The sequence below is a fragment of the Nonomuraea typhae genome (assembly GCF_009760925.1).
Classification (GTDB): domain Bacteria; phylum Actinomycetota; class Actinomycetes; order Streptosporangiales; family Streptosporangiaceae; genus Nonomuraea; species Nonomuraea typhae.
This window is the reverse complement of record NZ_VRLV01000002.1, coordinates 1,013,215-1,032,506: the sequence shown is the minus strand read 5'-3', so window position 1 is coordinate 1,032,506 and position 19,292 is coordinate 1,013,215. Positions and strand designations below refer to the sequence as shown.

The following is a 19,292-nucleotide window of genomic DNA, read 5'->3' as shown; positions in this document are numbered from 1 at the left end:
ATGGAGAAAGATCTGGATCCTCAGGAGACCGCCGAGTGGCTCGAGTCGCTCGACGCCGTCAGGCGGGTCGCCGGTCCTGAGCGGGTCGCGTACCTGCTACGGAGGCTGGCCACGTCCTCCCGTTACGTGAACACCGTGCCCACGGCCGAGGAGCCGCCCTACCCGGGTGATCTGGAGCTGGAGGAGCGCATCGCCGCCTACGACCGCTGGAACGCCGCAGCCATGGTCAGCCGCGGCAGCAAGCTGGGCCTGGGCGGGCACATGGCCACCTACGCCTCCGCGGCCTGGCTGTACGAGGTCGGGTTCCACCATTTCTTCCACAGCGGCCACGACCAGGTCTACTTCCAGGGGCACGCCTCACCGGGCGTCTACGCCCGCGCCTTCCTCGAGGGCCGGCTGAGCGAGGAGCACCTGGACAACTTCCGGCGCGAGACGCGGGGCGGGCTGCCCTCCTACCCGCACCCGCGGGCCATGCCGGGCTTCTGGCAGTTCCCCACGGTCTCCATGGGCCTGGGCCCCCTCAACGCGGTCTACCAGGCGCGCTTCAACCGGTATCTCCACAACCGCGGCATCAAGGACACCAGCGCCGGCCATGTCTGGGCCTTCCTCGGCGACGGCGAGATGGACGAGCCCGAGTCCACGGCGGCGCTGACCCTGGCCGCCCGAGAGGGGCTCGACAACCTCACCTTCGTGATCAACTGCAATCTGCAGCGGCTCGACGGCCCGGTCCGCGGCAACACCCGGATCGTCCAGGAGCTGGAGAGCGTCTTCCGCGGTGCCGGATGGCACGTGGTGAAGGCGCTCTGGGGCGCGGAGTGGGACGGCCTGCTCCATGACGACGAGCTGGTGGCCCGGCTGGGCGAGATCCCCGACGGGCAGTTCCAGACGTTCGCCGCCTCCGACGGCGCCTACATCCGCGAGCACCTGTTCAAGGGGCTGTCCACCACGGCCACCGACGAGGACCTGCGGCGCATCGTCGGCGGCTCCCGCGCCGGGCACGAGCCGCGCAAGGTCTACGCCGCCTACCAGCGGGCCAAGAGCCTCAAGGGCGCCCCGACCGTCATCCTCGTGCAGACGGTCAAGGGCTGGACGCTGGGCGCCGGCGTCGAGGCGCGCAACGCCAACCACCAGATGAAGAAGCTCTCCCTGGAGGAGTTCCGGGTGATGGGGGAACGGCTCGGCCTGCCGGTCCCCGCGCTCGACGGGGAACTCCCGCCCTTCCTGCACCCGGGCCAGGACTCCCCGGAGGCCCGCTACGCCCGCGAGCGGCGGGCCGCGCTGGGTGGTCCCATCCCCCAGCGGGTGTATGTCCCGAAAAATCTGGACCTGCCGGGCGACAAGCCCTTCCAGGCGACGGCCAAGGGCTCCACCCAGCCGGTCGCCACCACGATGGCCTTCGTCCGTCTGGTCAAGGACCTCATGAAGGAGCCGGGAACCGGCCGCCGCTGGGTGCCCATCGTCCCCGACGAGGCCAGAACCTTCGGCATGGAGTCGCTCTTCCCCACGGCCAAGATCTACTCGCCGCTCGGCCAGCGCTACGACGCCGTGGACCGCGAGCTCCTGCTGGCCTACAAGGAGGCGGCCGACGGCCAGATCCTCATCGAGGGCATCACCGAGGCGGGCTCCATGGCCTCCTTCACCGCCGCCGCCACCAGCTACGCCACCCACGGCGAGCCGATGATCCCGTTCTACATCTTCTACTCGATGTGCGGCTGGCAGCGCACCGGCGACCAGATGTGGGCCCTGGCCGACCAGCTCGGCCGCGGGTTCCTGATCGGCGCCACGGCCGGCCGTACCACGATGACGGGGGAGGGGCTCCAGCACGCCGACGGCCACTCCCACCTGCTGGCCTCGGCCAACCCCGCGGTGCTCGCCTACGATCCGGCCTTCGCCTACGAGGTCGGCGTGATCGTGCGTGACGGCCTGCGCAGGATGTACGGCCCGGCCGCGGAGAACGTCTTCTACTACCTGACCGTCTACAACGAGCCGATGCCCCAGCCGGCCATGCCGGAAGGCGTCGAGGAGGGCGTCGTCAGGGGCATCTACCGCTACCGGGCGGGCGGCGGGCAGGCGCACATCCTGGCCAGCGGCACCGCCATGCACTGGGCCCTGGCCGCGCAGGAGCTCCTGGAGGAGGAGTACGGCGTCGGCGTGGACGTCTGGTCGGTCACCTCCTGGAGCGAGCTGCGCCGGGACGCCATGGCCACGGACGGCGTGCCGTACCTGAAGCGGGCGCTCGCCGGGACGGACGGGCCGGTGATCGCGGTCAGCGACTGGATGCGGGCGGTGCCCGACCAGATCGCGCCGTGGATCGAGCGGCCGTGGACCTCGCTCGGCACCGACGGCTTCGGCCTGTCGGACACGCGCGAGGCGGTGCGCGAGCACTTCGGTGTGGACCCGCGCGCTATCGCCGACGCGGTGCTCAAAGCGATCGAGTGATCGGGCGCTGCCGCCGGGTGCTGTAAGCGAAAGTCAAGTGGGCGTTGATGGGCGGGGACGACACTGGAGCATGGCTGTCGATCTCCGTCCTCCCGGCCTGGCTCCGCGGCCGAGCCTCGGGCTGCTCATCGGCCTGGTGGTGTCGAGCGTGCTGGCCGCGCTCGTGCTCGCCGTCATGCTGATCAGCGGCGGCCCGCTCGGGTGGGGCCTCGCCATGCTGCTCGCGCTGGCGCCGCTGCCCGTGCTGCTGGCCGCCGTGCTGTGCCTGGACCGGCTGGAGCCCGAGCCGCGGCTGCACCTCGGCTTCGCCTTCGCGTGGGGCGCGGGGGTGGCGGTCGTCCTCGCGATCGTGTTCACGCTGGCCGGGGAGGCGGTCGTCGCCGGGCTCGGGTACGGCGAAGGCGTGGCGGACGACGTGGGCACGGTGATCCTGGCGCCGGTGATCGAGGAGGCGCTGAAGGGCGCGGCACTGCTGATGCTGCTGCGCCGGAGGCGGGAGATCGACGGGCTGACCGACGGCGTCATCTACGCGTCGATGGCCGGGCTGGGCTTCGCCGCGGTCGAGAACGTGGGCTACTACCTGAGCTCGTACGACGAGGGCGGCCTCGGCGGAGCCGTGGAGACGTTCGTGCTGCGCGGGCTGATCTCGCCGCTGGGGCATCCGGTCTACACCTCGCTGATCGGGATCGGGGTGGCGGCCGCGGTCGTGCACCGGCGGTACTGGGCGATTCCGCTCGGGTACCTGGGGGCGGTGGCGTTGCACGCGATGTGGAACGGCAGCGCCTCCACGGGCTCCTTGGCCCTGTTCGGCCTCGCCTACCTGGTGATCATGACGGTGCTGGTCGTGCTGATCGTGGTGACCGTGCGCGAGCGGCGCCTGCTGGTGGCCAGGATGGCCGACGTGCTGCCGCGCTATCAGGCGACCGGCCTGGTGAGCCCGCAGGACGCCGGCATGCTGAGCACGCTCAAGGCGCGCAGGCACGCGCGCCGGTGGGCCAGGAGCGCCGGGCTGGGCCGGGCGATGTCGGACTACCAGCAGGCGGCCACCGAGCTGACCATGCTGCACGTGCGGGCCGAGCGGGAGCGGATGGACCTGGCGCTGTTCGCGGCCGAACGCGACGCTCTCCTGCATGTGATGGCGGCCACACGCCGCTGGTAGCCACATGTGACCGCTTATGGTCAACAATGGGCGGATGAGCTGGGTCGAAATCGGATCGGAAGAAGAGCTGCGCGACCTTCTGGGCGAGGTCCTGCCGCGAGCCGCCAACAAGGACCGCCCCAAGCTGCACAAGCTGGACAAGGAGTGGCTGGCGGCCTCGCCGTTCTGCCTGATCGCCACGGCCGCCGACGACGGCACCTGCGACGTGTCGCCCAAGGGCGACCCGGCGGGCTTCACCCTCGTGCTCGATGACACGACCATCGCGATCCCGGAGCGGCCGGGCAACCGGCGCGCCGACGGGTTCCGCAACATCCTGCGCAATCCCCATGTGGGGCTGATCTACATGATCCCGGGCAGGAACGAGACCCTGCGCATCAACGGCCGGGCCCGGTTGCTGCGTGACGCGCCGTTCTTCGACGAGATGATCGTCAAGGGGCATCGGCCCCAGCTCGCGATCGTGGTCGAGATCGAGCAGATCTTCCACCACTGCGCCAAGGCGTTCCTGCGCTCGGCGTTGTGGAAGCCGGAGAAGTGGGAGTCCGACACGCTGCCCTCGCACGCGAGCATCGTCAAGGGCGTCCAGAGCGTCTCCGAGACGCTCGAGCAGCTTGAGGCGTACTACGGCGCGGCGTACGCCGACAAGCTCTACAAGGTGTGACCTCAGGCGGCCGGCGTCGGCCCGCCCGGGAACAGGATCACGTTACGGCCGCTGTAGGCGCGCAGATCGACGACCTTGGGGTCGAGAGCGGCGGGCCTGCGGTGGCCGGCCGACCGGATGTCCCGGACCTTATGCCTGGCGATCCGCGGCGGTACCACCACAAGCCTCTTCATCTCCAGCCCCCCGGCGTGATGTTTTTGTTACCGATGTTATCTACAGAAACACCCGTAAGCTCCACGTAAGGAGTGCAATCAGTAAGGAAGTACCCGCCCCGAGGGAGTGCGCAGGTCCAGTTCCGGCCGCTTCTTTGTCGATGGCTTGATCTTCCGAACGCGTCGCATGGTCCGCCCCCTTTCGCTCCCCATTGCTGCAACCTACGCGGCGGGAGGCGGCCCGCTCAACGTATTTCTACCGGTACGGCCGTTACACAACCGCGGGGTCGCCGAGAACCGGCCTAGGGGTACGGCAGGCATCGTCACCAGCATGAACACGCGAAACATCCTCATCGCCGGTTCCCTGGTCGCGGGCGCGCTCGTCCTGTCCCCGGGTACGGCTACCGCCGCCGCCTGTGCCTTCGACCCGAACCGGGTGGAGTACTCCGACGACGCCAAGATCGCCAAGCGGCAGCACCGGACGTACTGCATATACCGCCTCATCGGCCGCGACGGCGCCTTCACCGCCAAGGGCCGCGCCTGGATCGACCTCAGGAACGGCGCCGTCCGCCCGGCAGGGACCGCCGGGAAGGCCGCCGCCCAGCTCAGCCGCTATCGCAAGCTCGGCCTCTGGAACCCGAACAGGATCGAGTACTCCGACAGCCCCGTCCGGGCCGTCAAGCAGTTCACGACCTGGTACGCCAAGGGCTACATCGCCCTCAGCGGCGGCTGGACCAAGCGGGGGCAGGCCCGGTTCCGCTGACCTGACCCGCCCGGAAAAGCAGGTGTTTTCCGGGCACGTGGTCCTTACCGTGGAAAACGGAGGGAGGATCATGACACTGCTGGCCTTCGGCGTGGTGACCCACCCGGGCCGGCAGGCCCGGGTACTAGGCGATGCGCTGCCCGGCGCCCCCGTCGCCGTGGGGCCCGGAGCATGCGACGCGGGTCCCGCGCTGGCCGAGCTCAGACGGCTCGTGGCCGCCGGCGGCGAGGCCGCCGCCGGGGCCGGGGTGGACCTCGGGGCCGGATTCCGCTCCGCGCGGCTGGCCGGGGCCGCCGGGGACCGGCGTGACGCCGTCCTCGCCGCGCTGCGGGTGCTCGGGCCCGAGCAGGCCCACCGGCTCGGGGAGCGCGCCGGGGTGCTGGTCGCCCTGTTCGGCCCGGCCGCCACCAGGCCCGTCGGCGCCGCCGCCTCCCTGGCCGTCGCGGAAAGCCGCTGGGCCGCCCTCACGCTGGCCTCCGCGGCCAGCGACGTCCTGGGGCCCGAGCAGCTCGAGACCGTCCTCCGCCTCGGCCGGGACCTCGAGGTGGAGGGCCCTGCCTCGCGGCTGGCCGGGCATCTGGAGAAGGTGTTCGCGGACGTGCCGCGGCCCCGGCGGGCGCGGCTCCTGACCGACCTGTGGGAGCGCGTCACCGCCGGCCGCGCCAGAGCCGACCGGCGTACGGCGCGGCTGGCCACCCAGGGGAAGACCAGCCGGGAGGACGACCTGAGCCGGCGCCACCAGGAGCACACCGACGAAGTGCTGGTCGGCCTGATGCGGCGGGCGTTCGGGCGGATGCCCGCCCTCGCCGAGGCGGCCCGCTGGACGCCCGCCGCGCACCACTGGACCGTCCTGCTCGACGAGGCGCTCCAGGACGCCATGGCCGCGACCGTTCTGCTGCGCAGCGCGGTGGCAGCGGGCGACCTGGGCCCGGAACGAGGGCTCGAGAGCGTCAAGGCGCAGGTCGGCGCCGTGGCCGAACTGCTGGACGGCTCGCTCGCCGGTCGCCCGGCGCGCAAGGTGGGCGGGAAGGACGGCCTGCCGCCGCGCCCCGGCTCCTACGTGATCGACCTCGCCCGGCGGCCCGGCCACGCCGTCCTGGTGCGGCAGCGGCTGGCCCGCGCCCGTGACTACGGGGTGGTGGTGCTGGAGGCGGTCACGGAGTTGCCGGGGGATGTGCCCGGCCACCTGCACGAGGATCTGCGGCACTGGGCGAGGCGCGACATGCGGGCCTGGCGCGCGGCCGTGCCCGCGACCCGGCCGGGCGCGACGTGGGCACAGCCGGTCCTGTTCGGCGCCGCCGAGCCGCTGGCCACCCGAGCCGGGGACGCCACCTCGGGCGAGCAGCCGGATGCGCCGGCCGCGGGGAGCGAGGAGATCGCCGGCGACCTGTTGTGGGTGGCGGACCTGGCCGACGCCCTGGCCGCGCTGCACGGGCACGACGCCGCCGTGGTCGCCCACGGGGAAGTCGTGCCCTACGCCGACTGGGACCCCGAGCAGCCGGAGCCCGAGCCGCTGCTGCCCAGGACCGATTCGCTGCCCCTGGCCCTCGCGGGCGCGGCGCAACTGGTGTCGCTGGGCGCCCGGGTGCCGCCGCGCTGCCGTACCTGGCCGGAGCTGATCGCGGGCCTCATGGCGGGCACGACGCTGGCCGAGGCCCTGACCGGCGCCTTCCCGGTGCCCGAAGAGCTGAAGCGGCTGGAGGGCAGCCGCGTCCCCGGGACGACGGTCCGGGTGACCTGGGCGCTCGACCCCCACGCGCCGGCCGGCTGGGCGACCTACATGGGCAACTGCATCGCCGGGGCCTATTACCTGAAGGAGGCGGCCGAGGGCCGCAGCGTGCTGGCCGCGCTCCTGGACGAGGACGGGCAGATCACCGTCAACCTGGAGCTCACCCCCCGAGCGTACGGCTGGCGGGTGGCGGAGATCCGCGCCCGGTTCAACGCCGACCCGGACGTGGAGCTGGAGCGCCGGGTACGCGCGTGGGCCGGACGGCTCCCGGTGCCCGCGGAGCGCGGGCAGGCGCGCCCGCCCCGGCCGCCGAAGGGTCCGGGACGGCCGCCCGGCCGCCTGTTCCGCGCCGCGAAGGAGCCGCTGTCGGCGCTGGCCGTGACCGCCCTGGCCGAGGCGGCCCCCGAACTGCGCGCCCTGACCGGCGACGGCCTGTCCGGGCTGGTGGCGCTGCGCCGGGCCGGCGCCGGGGAACTGGAGACGCGCTGCGCCGAGCTCCTGGCCGAGCAGGGCGCGGCCGGGTTCTGGGCGGTGACCGGAGCCCGGCCCCTCAGCGCGGCGATCGGCAGGCTGGAGCCCGCGCTGGCCGCCCGCGTCACGCCGCTGACCAGGGACGAACCTCCGCTCGGCTCCCTGCGCTCGCTGGCGCGCCACGAGGCGATCGCGCAGGCCAGGACGGCCGAGGTGGTGGCGCTGCGGCTGCGGGCCGCACTGGGCAGGCTGGCCGGGACCGGGCATCCGGCGCTCGCGGCGGCGATGGCCAGGCGGCCCGGCGTGGAGGCGCTGTGCGCGCTGACGATCGCCGTCACCTCGTGGGGCGAGTGCAGCCTGCGCCCGATCACCGCGGCCGGGGCGGCGGAGATCCCCGGCTATCCGTCGTCCAGCCTGGCGGAAGCCCCCTGGCAGACCGCCAGGACCGCCGCCGCCGAACTGGGCGCCGACCTCGCCGCCTTCGAGGACCGGGTCGCCGCGCACGGCCTCCTGATCCCCGGCGCCTGGCTGGGCAGGGGCGGCTGGCCGGTGCTGTGGCAACGCGCGCACCGGGGGTGAGCGGTGCCGCTCATCGCCGTCTGCGCGGTCTGGGGAGTGTTCTGGGGGTCATGGGCGGCTCTGCTGCCCGCGGTCAAGGCCGGGCTCGGCCTGTCCACGGCCGGCCTGGGGCTGGCGCTCAGCGCGATCCCGGTGGGCGCGATCCCGGCGATGGCCCTGGCCGGGCGCTGGGCCAGGGGCCGCGAGCGCGCCGGGCTCGGCCTGGCCACGGCGCTGTTCGGGCTGGGGATCCTCGCCGTCGCCGGTGCCGCCTCCGGCCTGCCGTACCCGCTGACGGCGGCGCTGCTCGTGCTCGGCGCGGGCAGCGGCGCGCTGGACGTCACGCTCAACCTCGCCACCGGCCGCGCCGAACGGCAGAGCGGGCGCAGGCTCTTCCAGCCGGTGTACGCGGCCTTCCCCGTCGCCGTCATCGCCGCCGCGCCCGCCACGGGCCTGGCCCGCGACCTGGGCGCGGGGCCGGGGGCGACGCTGGCCGTGGTGGCGGTGCCGGTGCTCGGGTGCGCGTTCGCACCGCTGGCCCTGCCGCCGGGCACCCCGGAGAGTACGGCGCGGCGCACCCGCACCCCGTGGCGGCAGGCGGCGCTCCTCGGCGCGCTGGCCGCCTGCGTGCTGATCATCGAGAACGCCGTCGAGCAGTGGTCGGCGCTGCTGCTGGAGGACCACCTGAAAGCCTCCGCCCTGGTGGCCGCGGCGGCCCCGGCGGGCTACATGGCCGCGCTGACCGCGGGACGGCTGATCGTGCAGGCGCTGCCCCGGCTCGGCCCGCGCGCCCTCTACGCGGCGGCCGGCGCGGGCGGCGGCGCGGGCATCGTGCTCGCCGGGCTGGCGCCGGCACCGGGCTGGGCCCTGGCCGGGTTCGCGCTGACCGGGCTGGCACTGGGACCGCTGGTGCCCGCCATCCTCAGCCGCGCCTCGGCCGGCGACCCGCGCGGATCGCTGGTGGCGGCCGTCTCCACGATCTCCTACGCGGGCTTCGTGGCCAGCCCGCTGCTGGTGGGAGCCCTGGCCGCCGCCGGAGGACTGCGTATGGCCCTGGCGTTGCTGGCGGTGCTGGCCGTGCCTCTGCTGGCGATGTCGGCCGCGCGATGACCGTGCCGCCGTGGGGGAGCGGCACGGTCACTCTGAGCTTTCCCGGTAAACGCCTTCCATGTCCACCCTTCCGCCGCACAATCCTGGTGTGTTGTTGGGGAAAAGCTGTGCTGGAAGGGGGTATTTCCTCCGGGCGTCCATCAACGAGAGGAATCCGGCCGTGGCTGTCTGCGAGACGTGTGGCAACGACTACGACATGTCCTTCGAAGTGCACGCGCAGGGTGCGGTGCATACCTTCGACTCCTTCCAGTGCGCCATCCAGGCCATGGCCCCCATCTGCGAGCACTGCGGGGCACGGGTGATCGGCCACGGCGTCCAGGTGAACCGCGCCTGGTACTGCTGCGCCCACTGCGCCCGCCAGGAGGGCGCCACACAGATCGTGGACCGCACCGGCGTCTACGCCTAATCCTCCAGGTAGCGCAGGATCGCCAGCACCCGGCGGTTGTAGTCGCCGTGCGCGGGCAGGTCGAGCTTGTCGAAGATGGCGTTGACGTGCTTTTCCACCGTGCTCAGCGACACGTGGAGGCGTTCGGCGACGGCCGTGTTGACCAGGCCCTGCGCCAGGTGCTCCAGGACCTCGCGCTCGCGGGCGCTGAGCCGGGACAGCGGGTCGGCGTGGGTGGTCCGGGCCAGCAACTGCCGGACCACCTCGGGATCCAGCACCGTCCCGCCCGCCCGCACGCGCTCCAGCGCGTCCAGGAACTCGGCCACCTCCGACACCCGGTCCTTCAGCAGGTAGCCGACACCCACCCCGGACAGCAGCCGAGCCGCGTACGTTTTCTCGACATACTGCGACAACACCAGCACCCCGGTCTCCGGCCGGCGGGAGCGGATCTCCAGCGCCGCCCGCAGCCCCTCGTCGGTGTGGGTGGGCGGCATCCGCACGTCCACGACCGCCACCTCCGGGCGATGCTCCTCGACCGCCGCCAGCAGCGCGCCGGCGTCGCCGACGGCGGCCACCACCTCGTGCCCGGCGTCCTCCAGCAGCCGGATCAGCCCCTCGCGCAGCAGCACCGCGTCGTCGGCCAGGATCAGCCGCACGGCAGCGCCGCCCGCACCGTGGTGCCGTCCGCGCCGCTGCGCACCTCGAAACTCCCGTCGAGCGCCCGCACCCGCCGGGCCAGCCCGGACAGGCCGCCGCCCGCCGGATCGGCGCCGCCCCGGCCGTCGTCGGAGACCGTCATCACCACCGTGCCCTCCTCCTCGCGCAGATCGACCAGGATGTCACGGGCGCCGGAGTGCTTGACCGCATTGGTGATCGCCTCGCGGGCCACGAAGTACAACGCGGTCTCCACCTCGGACACGGGCCGCTCCCGCAGGCCGTACCTGACCTGCACCGGGACGCCCGCGCGCTCGGCCACCCCGTCCAGCGCGGCGCGCAGCCCGAGCTCGTCGAGCGCGGTGGGGTACACGCGCCAGGCGACGCTGCGCAGCTCGTCCAGGAGCCTGCGCGACTCGGCGTACGCCTGCTCGACCAGCTCCGGCGCCGCCTCCGGGCTGTGCCGGGCGCGGCCGAGCAGCATGGCCAGCGCGACGCCCCGCTGCTGCACGCCGTCGTGCAGGTCCCGCTCGATCCTGCGGCGCTCGTCGTCGACGGCGCGCACGATGCCGAGGCGGGTGTCGGTGAGCTCGGCGATGCGCCGCCGCATCAGCTCCTGCGTCCCCGGCCCGAGATGCCGTACGGCCAGCCGCCGCTCGGCCCAGGCGACCAGCTCCACGGCCGCCGCGGTCAGCGCCAGCAGCACCAGGCCGAGGCTCAGCCCGATCGCCCCGCTCCCGGTCTCCAGCCGGACGCCGGGGTAGGCCAGCGAGACCACCTGGGAGTCGCCGGTGGCCATGGCCCACACCGACCCGCCCAGGAACAACACGCTCACGAACGCCAGCGCGAGCACCGCGTAGCCGCCGGTCACGCCGAGCAGGGCGCGGACCGCCAGGTAGCGGTAGACGGGCGGGCGCTCGTCGGTGCGCTGGCCGAGCCAGGCGAGCCTGCGCCGCTCGGCACGCAGCACCGCCGGGCCCCACCGGGCGCGGGCGGGCCAGGCCAGGGTCAGCAGGCAGAGTTCGAGCAGCCCGGTGACCAGCCCGGCCAGCACCCCGACCAGCCTGATCCCGACATTTCCCGACCCGACGTTCTCCGGCCTCACGTTCCCCGACCCGACGTTCCCTGGCCCGGTGTTCCCCGGCCCGATGTTCTCCGACCCGACGTTCTCCGGCTCCACGTTCTCCGACCCGATGCTCCCTGGCCCGGCGTTTCCCGGCCCGGCATTCACCGACACGGCTGCGCAGTCTAGGCGTCGCGCCGGCGCAGGACGACATACCCCGCCACCAGCGCCGCGGCCGTCCACCCCAGCAGCCACGCCAGCCCCTCACCCCACGGGTACGGCATGGGCCCGCCGGTCAGGTTCTCCGCGCTGTCCATGAACGCCAGCCCCGCGAACAGCGGCAGCCGCATCGACGCCTCGATCAACGCCGCCGACCCCGTCATCATGATCAGCAGCGGCAGCCCCAGCATGAGCATGAACACCACCGTCAGCGTGCCCGCCGCACTCCGCAACGCCGTGCCCGCGCCCACCGTCAGCACCCCCGCCAGCGCGAAGAACACCCCCAGCCGCACCAGATCCGCCACCGTCTCCCCGGCGTTCAAAGTCACCGGCACGCCGAACGCGTCCAGCCCCAGCAGCAGAGAGGTCAGCACCGCCCCCACGGCTCCGCTCACCACCCCCGCCACGAACAACACCGGCGCCACCACCAGGGCCTTGGCCGCCAGCACCCGCCCGCGCACCGGCACGGCCTGCACCGTCACCCGCATCCCGCCGGAGGAGTACTCCGCCGTGACCACCAGCATCGCCAGCGCCACCAGCGCGAACTGCGCGAAGATCGACGCGGCCACCACCGGCTCCGTCGCCGGCAGCGCCTCGGTCCTCGGCTGCCCGTTCTGCGACCCCAGCGCGCCGCCCACCGTCACCGAGGCCAGCACCATCAGCGTGACCGCCCCCGCCAGGCACCACCAGGTGGAGCGGACCGACCACAGCTTGGCCCACTCGGCCGCCACCGCCCGCCTCACACCCGGCTCCCGAACTCGGTGCTGCCCGCGGTCAGCTCGTGGAACGCCTGCTCCAGCGAGGCATCCTGCGCGCTCAGCTCGTGCAGCCTGATGCCCGCCTCGTGCGCCAGATCGCCCACCCGCTCGATCGTCGTGCCCGTGGCCACGAGCTCGTTCTCGCCCGTCCGGCTCACCTCGGCGCCCGCGGCGCGCAGCCGTACCGCCAGCTCGCCCGTGTGCGGCGAGCGCACCCGCACCACGCCGGCGGCGACCACCTCGCGCAGCGGCGCGTCCACGATGAGCCGCCCGCGCCCGATCACCACGAGGTGGTCGGCCGTCTGCTGCATCTCGCTCATCAGATGGCTGGAGACGAACACCGTCCTGCCCTCCCCGGCCAGGCGCCGCATGAGCTCGCGGATCCACCGCACGCCGTCGGGGTCCAGCCCGTTGACGGGCTCGTCGAACATCAGCACCGCCGGATCGCCGAGCAGCGCCGCCGCGATACCCAGCCGCTGGCTCATCCCCAGCGACAGCGCCCCGGCCCGCCGCCGCGCCGCGGACTCCATCCCAACGAGCTCCAGCACCTCGCCCACCCGCGCCCGGCCGATCCCGTTGCTGCGCGCCAGCCACACCAGATGCGCCCGCGCCGAGCGTCCCGGATGCACGGCGCGGGCGTCCAGCAGCGCGCCGACCGTCCGCAGCGGGTTCTCGATCCGCTGGTACGGTCGGCCGCCCACGAGCGCGGAACCGGCGTCCGGCCGGTCCAGGCCCAGGATCATGCGCATGGTCGTGGATTTCCCGGCGCCGTTGGGGCCGAGGAACCCGGTCACCGCCCCCGGGCGCACCTCCAGGCTCAGGTCGTCGACCGCGGTGCGCCCGCCGTACCGCTTGGTCAGCCCGCGTAGTGTGATCATGCCGTCAACGCTAGGGAAAGCCCAGGTGGGAGGGTATGGGGGCGGACCGCCGAGTCCGGTGGGGGTTACCTTCTATCGAAGGGCGAGCTCACGACCCCCTCTTCCACGAGCTTCGACATCATGTTCCTGATCGTGTCGCGGTCGTTGAGATGCGGGAACGGCTCCTCCGGGACCGCGACGCCCAGGAAGGCGCACAGCGGTTCCCAGCCCTCGCGCACGTCGACGACCAGCAGGCGCTCCGCCGGGACGATCCGCTTGACCGTCTCGGTGTGCAGGTCGAAGAACTCCGTCGAGACCTCCACCGGCGGCATGTCCGCGGTCATCGGGAAGTCCGGGCCCATCGCGGCGCGCCGGATCGTGTCCATGACCGGCATCATCCGCCGGAGCTGCCCCAGAACCTGCGCCGCCGCAGGGGGGACGTCCCTGGCGGCCAGCGATCTCGGCCCGTCGATCAGGGTCTGCATGCTGGCATGCCAGCGCACCGGATCCCGGACCGTCAGGATGACCTTCGCCTCCGGGTACAGCTCTGCGAGCTCCCGGTAGAAATGGCTGGCCGGCCAGTCCTGAGTGGATCGGTAGCCGTCGAAGACGCGCTCCCAGTCCATCGGTTCCCCCGAGGCCACGGGCAGCCAGTGATCCACGTGTCCCGGGTGGGTGAGGATCTCGTACATGTGGTAGCAGGGACCAAAACCCAGCCGCTCGAGGGCGGCCTTCATGGAGGAGGTCCCCGTGCGCGGGAGACCCGCGCCGATCACGTCGAGCATGTTGCCTCCTCTCGATCGCGACTTTACGCGATCATTGACTCACCGTATAGAAGAGTCTGACCTGGTGGGGCTCGACTCGCCGGTTCGGGGCAAGGTCGTCGGCCACCTCGCGGACCGGCTCGTCGCCGGGTTCGAGCTGTGCGCGGTGGCGCAGCCGGTACCACATCGGCAGCCCGAACCAGATGAGCAGGAAGCTCGCCAGCGTCGCCGCCACGATGTACCCGCCGCCGGTCAGCCCGATGACGTCGAGAAGCAGGGTGAGCGCGAAACCCACCCCGGCGATCAGGAGCACCAGGCCCATCAGGGTCAGCCGGTGGCTGATCGCGACGAGCCGTTCCCGCATCCGCCGGCCGTACACGATCCGGTGGAAGGGCCGTACATCAGGGTTTGTTGCGAAATATGCCTATCTGTCATGAGGAACAGCCCGATACGCTCCTGCCGATCCATCACATCGGGAGGACCCATGCGGCGCTGGCTGCCCGCCTACCTAGCCCTGGCGGTCATCTGGGGCAACAGCTTCTTCTTCATCAAGATCGCCGTGGGCGAGCTGCACCCGCTGCAGGTCTCCTTCAACCGCATGGTGATCGGCGCCGCCATCCTGCTCGCCGCCGTGCTGATCGGCAGGAAGGCGCTGCCCCGCGACCCCAGGCTGTGGGGGCACTTCCAGATCGCCTCCATCGTCCTGACGACTCTGCCGTTCACCCTGTTCGCCTGGGGCGAGCAGTACGTCTCCTCGGTCGTGGCCGCGATCTGGAACGCCACCACGCCCCTGTGCACGCTCGCCTTCACCCTCATGCTGCGCGCCGAGAAGCCGACCGCCTCCCGGATGGCCGGGCTGGGGCTCGGGTTCGCCGGGGTCATGGTGGTGCTGGGGGTCTGGCAGCCGATGGCCGGTGGGCAGCTGGGCGGGAGCCTGGCCTGCTTCGGGGCCGCCCTCTGCTACGGCGTCGGCGGGGCGTACATGGGGCGCTTCATCACCGGGCGGCGCACCGAGGCGCCCGTCGTGCTGGCCGCCGGGCAGTTGCTCAGCGGGGCGGTACAGCTCGGCGTGATCACGGCGGTGGCCGGGGTGCCGCTGGTGGACACCACGGCCTCCGCCGAGGTCTGGTGGAGCATGCTGGGCCTCGGCGGGTTCGGGACCGGGATCGCCTACCTGCTGCTGTACTGGGTGCAGGGGCAGGCCGGGGTCACGACCACCTCCACGGTCACGTACCTGCTGCCGGTCTTCGCGGCAGCCTCCGGCGTGGTGGTCCTGGGCGAGGCGCTGACGTGGAACCAGCCGGCCGGGGCGGCGGTCATCCTGGTGGCCATCGCGCTGACCCAGGGGGCGATCCGGCTGGGGCGACGCTCCGCCGTACCCGTAGACGGGCCCACGCCGGACCGGGCCGCCGCGAACTCCTCCGACGTCTAGTCTTCCGCGGCCTTGCGGGCGCGGTTCTTGCGGCCCGCCACGAGCGTGTCGCCCGGCGCGGGCGGTTCGCCCGCCCCTCCCGTACGGCGGCGCGGGCGCGGATGCGGCGCGGTCTCCTCCGAAGCCGGGGACGGCGCGTCGTCCGGGGAGGGAGGCTCCTCTGCCTCCTCCTTCGGCGCGGCTTCCTCCGGCCGGCTGGGCTCGCGCAGGGAGGCGATGACCTGGTCGGCCTCGTTGTCGGCGGCGAACTCCGAGGCCGCCTCCGTCTCCCGGCGCCGGATCACCACCATGTGGTCGACGGAGATGCGCCCGGCGCCCACGACGGCCAGCAGGACGGCGGCCGAGCCCAGCGCGATGAGCTCGTTGGTGGTGATGGGGTTGAGCGGTGGCGCTATGAGGAAGACGGCGAGCGCTTCGACGAAGAGGATGAGCCCGGTCACCGAGACGACGAGCCCGGCGATGAGCAGCGCGCCGCCGATGAGCTCGGTGAGCATGGTGACGGTTGCCCACGCCTTGGGCGCGGGGGCGCCCTGCCTGGCGAACTCCGCCCCGGTGGCGTTCAGGCCGACCTGCAGCTTGTTCCAGCCGTTGGCGAAGAACAGGCCGCCCACGCCGACGCGGGCGACTAATGCGGCCAGATCACGAAGAGTCTGTCTCACGGTAGATGCCTGCCCTGATCGGGACATCACACACCTCAATCGCGGCGGAGCAGCATGGCCACCGCGAGGGCGGTCAGGCTGAGGAGGACGACGCTGACCACGACGGTCGTGTGCAGCGCGTTGACGAAGGCCCAGCGGGCGGCGCCGAGGAGCGCGTGCCCGGCGCTGCCGCCGACCTGGTCGGCGACGTGGGCCGCGCCCGCCAGGGACTGCCTGGCCTGGTCCATGCCACCCTCGGGCACGCCGGGGACGGCGGGCAGCGCGGGGGAGTAGGCGAGGGTGGTGATGGTGCCGAGGACGGCCACGCCGAGCCCGGCGCCGAGCTCGTAGGCGGTCTCCTCGATGGCCGCCGCCCCGCCCGCGCGGGATTCCGGGCAGGCGGACATGATCGTGTCGGAGGCGGCCAGCAGCGCCACCTGGACGCCGAAGCCGATGCCGACGAAGCAGAAGGCCAGCATGACGGGGTGGCCTTCGACGCCCCAGGTGAGGGTGGGCGACAGGGCGACGGCCACGAGCGCGAGGCCGCCGCTCATGGTGGCCCGCATGCCGATCCTGGGCAGGATGTGGGCGGCGGCGAGCCCGCCGGTGACGGCCGACAGCACCAGCGGCAGCATGCGGACGGCTGCCTGCAGCGGGCTGTCGCCGAGCACGAGCTGGAGGTACTGGGCCAGCATGAGCTGGAGCCCCACCAGCGAGAAGACGCCGAGCAGCACGCCGGCCACGCCCGTGGTGAACTCCCGGCGCCGGAACAGCTCGACGTCCAGCAGCGGCACGGCCAGCCCGGACTGCCGCCGCACGAACCAGACCAGCAGCCCGGCCCCGGCGGCGAACACCACGAGGGCGGCCGGCAGCGGCATCAGGCCGCGCGAGCCGGCCTCCTTGAGCCCGAAGGCCAGTGCCAGGATGCCGCCGACGGACAGGGCGGCGCTGAGCGCGTCCCAGGGGCGGCCCTGCCGCTCGCGGGTGCCGGGCAGCAGCCGGACGGCGGCGGGCAGGAGCGCGAGGAGGATCGGCACGTTGACGAGGAAGACGGCGCCCCACCACCAGCCGACGAGCACGCCGCCGACGAGCGGCCCGACGGCGGCGCCCGCGGCGGCCACGGCGCTCCAGATGCCGAGGGCGAGGGCCCGCTCGCGCCGGTCGGTGAAGACCTGGCGGATGATCGAGAGTGTGGCCGGCATGATCATGGCGCCGCCGACGCCGAGCAGGGCGCGGGCGGCGATGAGCATGGCGGGGCTGGTGGCCGCGGCGGCCAGCGCGGAGGCCACCCCGAAGATCGCGTAGCCGCCGAGCACGAGCCGTTTGCGGCCGTAGCGGTCGCCGAGCGTGCCGAACAGGACGAGCAGCGGCGCCACGACCAGGGAGTAGACGTCGATGATCCACAGGAGCTGGACGGCCGTGGGCTCCAGGGCGGCGGTCAGCGCGGGCACCGCGATGTGCAGGACCGTGGCGTCCACGGTGATCAGCAGCAGACTCAGGCACAGCAGCACCAGCACGGCCCAGCGGTTGTCGTCTCCGACGCGCCGGGCGCGCTTGTAGGCGGGCGGGGCCTGGGTGACGGTCATGAAACCCCCAGCGGGCCCTCTCGGTCGCAACAGGCCCGCGTAAGCATGCGTGGCAGCTTAGGGGATGTCCGGTACCGGGGATAGCGGTATCGGATGATCCAGCGGGTGCCGTACCTCTCTAGAGAGATACAGGCATATGTCGGGATCTATCAATGTCGGGGGAACCCCCCGATCATGGCCGTGTGGGGAACGGCGAAACAGGCGGCGAACCCGGCCGATCCCCGCGTGAATGGTGTGCCCTGTCCGCCGCCCGGCTGCGCGACGGCCGCCCGGAGGCCGCCCTCGACGCCGCGCTCAGGGCCGCCGGCCTCGACCCCGCCGCCGAATGGGCCCACCGCCTGATCAGCCTCGCCGAGGAGCGCCTCGGCCACGACGAGGAGTCCCTGGTCCACGCCCGCGAGGCCGTACGGCTGTCGCCCGGCTCCTGGGCGGCCCGCCTGCGCCTGTCGGCGGCGCTCCGGCGGCTGCCCGGCGGCTGGGAGCACGCGGTCCGCGAGGCCGAACTGGCCCGCGCCTACGGCCCCGACGAGCTCACCCCGCACCTGCAGCTCGGCGACCTGGCCCTGGTCCGCGGCGACCACCGCGGGGCCAGGACCTGCTACGCCGCCGCCCTGGAGCGTGACATCGCCCACCCCCAGACCCGGGTCAACCTCGGCCTGGCCTGGCTGCGCTGGGACCACCCCCGCGCCCACCACGATCCCGCCTGGCCCGTGGACCCGCGGGAAACCGGCCGGGCCAGGCGCGCCCTGGAGGTGTGGTCCCGCCAGACGCGCCTGCTCCTGGCCCTGGCCACGGCGGCCGTCATCGTGGCCGCCTTCGTCTACGACCTGGGCGCGGCGGCCCGGGCGGGCGGCGTGGCCGTCCTGGCCGCCGTGATCGTGCTCAGCGTGCGCCAGGCCCGCCGGGTCCGGCTGTGGTCGCACGTGCCCGCCATGTTCGGGCGCGACCCCTGGCTGGGCGCCTCCACGGGTTCCGCCCTGGTCGCCGTGGCCGCGTACGCCGCCTGGCTGGTGCTGCCCGTCGTGACCACCTCCCTCGCCCCCGTCTGGGCGGGCTTGACGGGGATCCTGCTGCTCGGCTGGCCCGCCCTGGCCCTCCTGCACGCGCTCGGCGGCATCTGGCGCGGCAGGCCGCTGCGGGCGCTGGAGGAGTTCTCGCTGGCCCGCGGCGAGCGAGAGGGGCGGCGCGACGCCGGGATCGCGCTGTGGATCGTTCTCGGCCGGGTCTGGTCGGTGATGGTGCCGCTGGCCGGCGCCGCCGCGGTCCTCGAGCCCCGGGCCGCGGTGCTCGCGCTGGCGGTGCCGTACCCGCTCATCGAGGCCCGCCGCAAGGCCCGCGCCGTCGCCGACCGCTGGTTGTCCGCGGCGGTGCTGCTGGTGGTGGCGGCGGCGCCCGCGTGCGCGGCCGGCGGCGTGTTCGGCCTGGCCTGGGCCTGGTGGGCGGGGCTGGGCGCGCTGGGCGCGGTCGCGCTGCTCTTCGCGGTGCGCGCCGCCCGCTCGTGGTGGCGCGGCGCGCCCGGCCCGTGGCGCGCCTCCCTGATCATGTGCGAGCCGCTGCTCGGCGACGCGCCGCCCGTGGCGCTGTCTCCCGAGGTACGGCAGGCGTTCGCGTACGCCAGGAGCGTCGTGCTGTCCTACACCGACCCGGCCGGGCCCAGGGTGGTGGGCGCGGTCGCCTCCGTCACCCTCGCGGGCGATCTGCGGCTGATCGCCGAGACGCAGGCGTGGGCGGCGGTCGAGGCCGATCCCCGGGTGGCGGTGTTCGCCGCCGACCCGTTGCAGCGCAGGTTCTGGGTGGAGGTGCGCGGCATCGCCCTGGCCCACGCGGACGCGCTGCGGGTCACGCCCACGAAGGTCCTGGTCGGGGAGTTCCCCGGGCGGCACCAGCGCCGCTAACG

The 19,292-nt window shown here is 73.4% G+C and carries 18 protein-coding genes; 9 read left to right on the top strand and 9 right to left on the bottom strand.

All coding sequences use genetic code 11. The features are described from left to right. The 3 genes from aceE (at position 1) to FVE25_RS11295 (ending at position 4,256) form a co-directional block, all read left to right on the top strand. Positions 1-2,439: a pyruvate dehydrogenase (acetyl-transferring), homodimeric type gene (aceE, locus tag FVE25_RS11305; protein ID WP_157246352.1), complete on the top strand. Its 2,439-nt coding sequence runs from the start codon at positions 1-3 to the stop codon at positions 2,437-2,439. A gap of 70 nt (positions 2,440-2,509) precedes the next feature. Next, positions 2,510-3,598 carry a PrsW family intramembrane metalloprotease gene (locus tag FVE25_RS11300; RefSeq protein WP_157246351.1) on the top strand — a complete coding sequence of 363 codons (1,089 nt, stop codon included), beginning with the start codon at positions 2,510-2,512 and terminating at the stop codon, positions 3,596-3,598. 34 nt (positions 3,599-3,632) lie between these two features. After that, the gene (locus tag FVE25_RS11295; RefSeq protein WP_157246350.1) at positions 3,633-4,256 is read left to right on the top strand and encodes a pyridoxamine 5'-phosphate oxidase family protein; all 624 of its coding nucleotides are present in this window, start codon (positions 3,633-3,635) and stop codon (positions 4,254-4,256) included. Between the two features lie 2 nt (positions 4,257-4,258). On the opposite strand, the gene FVE25_RS11290 is transcribed toward FVE25_RS11295, so the two are convergent. Next, positions 4,259-4,429 (bottom strand): hypothetical protein, encoded by a 171-nt coding sequence (locus FVE25_RS11290; RefSeq protein ID WP_157246349.1) that lies wholly within the window; start codon positions 4,427-4,429, stop codon positions 4,259-4,261. 310 nt (positions 4,430-4,739) lie between these two features. Between FVE25_RS11290 and FVE25_RS11285 the strand changes: the two genes are divergently transcribed. The 4 genes from FVE25_RS11285 (at position 4,740) to FVE25_RS11270 (ending at position 9,445) form a co-directional block, all read left to right on the top strand. Next, positions 4,740-5,171 carry a hypothetical protein gene (locus FVE25_RS11285; RefSeq protein ID WP_157246348.1) on the top strand — a complete coding sequence of 144 codons (432 nt, stop codon included), beginning with the start codon at positions 4,740-4,742 and terminating at the stop codon, positions 5,169-5,171. A gap of 70 nt (positions 5,172-5,241) precedes the next feature. Continuing rightward, positions 5,242-7,950: a hypothetical protein gene (locus tag FVE25_RS11280; RefSeq protein ID WP_157246347.1), complete on the top strand. Its 2,709-nt coding sequence runs from the start codon at positions 5,242-5,244 to the stop codon at positions 7,948-7,950. Positions 7,951-7,953: 3 nt separating this feature from the next. Further along, positions 7,954-9,039, top strand: a complete 1,086-nt coding sequence (locus FVE25_RS11275; protein WP_157246346.1) for an MFS transporter — start codon at positions 7,954-7,956, stop codon at positions 9,037-9,039. 160 nt (positions 9,040-9,199) lie between these two features. Then, positions 9,200-9,445, top strand: a complete 246-nt coding sequence (locus tag FVE25_RS11270) for a hypothetical protein (RefSeq protein WP_157246345.1) — start codon at positions 9,200-9,202, stop codon at positions 9,443-9,445. Here FVE25_RS11270 and FVE25_RS11265 read toward each other — a convergent pair. The 6 genes from FVE25_RS11265 to FVE25_RS11240 all read right to left on the bottom strand — a co-directional run bounded on the left by FVE25_RS11265 (position 9,442) and on the right by FVE25_RS11240 (position 14,118). After that, a complete protein-coding gene (locus FVE25_RS11265) occupies positions 9,442-10,080 on the bottom strand; it encodes a response regulator transcription factor (RefSeq protein ID WP_157246344.1) in 639 nt (212 codons plus the stop codon). The genes FVE25_RS11270 and FVE25_RS11265 overlap by 4 nt on opposite strands. Next, on the bottom strand, positions 10,071-11,315 hold the full coding sequence (locus tag FVE25_RS11260; RefSeq protein WP_157246343.1) for a histidine kinase: 1,245 nt from the start codon (positions 11,313-11,315) through the stop codon (positions 10,071-10,073). Before FVE25_RS11260 ends, FVE25_RS11265 begins: the two co-directional genes overlap by 10 nt. An 11-nt stretch (positions 11,316-11,326) precedes the next feature. Beyond that, positions 11,327-12,103, bottom strand: coding sequence for an ABC transporter permease (locus FVE25_RS11255; RefSeq protein ID WP_157246342.1), 777 nt, complete (start codon positions 12,101-12,103; stop codon positions 11,327-11,329). After that, positions 12,100-12,996: an ABC transporter ATP-binding protein gene (locus FVE25_RS11250; RefSeq protein ID WP_157246341.1), complete on the bottom strand. Its 897-nt coding sequence runs from the start codon at positions 12,994-12,996 to the stop codon at positions 12,100-12,102. The genes FVE25_RS11255 and FVE25_RS11250 overlap by 4 nt, the downstream gene beginning before the upstream one ends. Positions 12,997-13,061: 65 nt before the next feature. After that, positions 13,062-13,760 (bottom strand): sulfotransferase family protein, encoded by a 699-nt coding sequence (locus tag FVE25_RS11245; RefSeq protein ID WP_181019532.1) that lies wholly within the window; start codon positions 13,758-13,760, stop codon positions 13,062-13,064. Between the two features lie 31 nt (positions 13,761-13,791). Next, positions 13,792-14,118 (bottom strand): DUF6328 family protein, encoded by a 327-nt coding sequence (locus FVE25_RS11240; RefSeq protein ID WP_281367839.1) that lies wholly within the window; start codon positions 14,116-14,118, stop codon positions 13,792-13,794. 105 nt (positions 14,119-14,223) lie between these two features. Here FVE25_RS11240 and FVE25_RS11235 point away from each other — a divergent pair, with 105 nt between their 5' ends. Then, positions 14,224-15,171: a DMT family transporter gene (locus tag FVE25_RS11235; protein ID WP_157246339.1), complete on the top strand. Its 948-nt coding sequence runs from the start codon at positions 14,224-14,226 to the stop codon at positions 15,169-15,171. Here FVE25_RS11235 and FVE25_RS11230 read toward each other — a convergent pair. Together FVE25_RS11230 and FVE25_RS11225 are read right to left on the bottom strand one after the other, a co-directional pair. After that, complete coding sequence (locus FVE25_RS11230; RefSeq protein WP_157246338.1) at positions 15,168-15,830, bottom strand: DoxX family protein; 663 nt, start codon at positions 15,828-15,830, stop codon at positions 15,168-15,170. The genes FVE25_RS11235 and FVE25_RS11230 overlap by 4 nt on opposite strands. Positions 15,831-15,865: 35 nt before the next feature. Continuing rightward, positions 15,866-17,395 (bottom strand): MFS transporter, encoded by a 1,530-nt coding sequence (locus FVE25_RS11225; protein ID WP_157246337.1) that lies wholly within the window; start codon positions 17,393-17,395, stop codon positions 15,866-15,868. Between the two features lie 182 nt (positions 17,396-17,577). On the opposite strand from FVE25_RS11225, the gene FVE25_RS11220 reads away from it, so the two are divergent. Beyond that, positions 17,578-19,290 (top strand): tetratricopeptide repeat protein, encoded by a 1,713-nt coding sequence (locus FVE25_RS11220; protein WP_157246336.1) that lies wholly within the window; start codon positions 17,578-17,580, stop codon positions 19,288-19,290. The last annotated feature ends 2 nt before the right edge of the window (positions 19,291-19,292 follow it).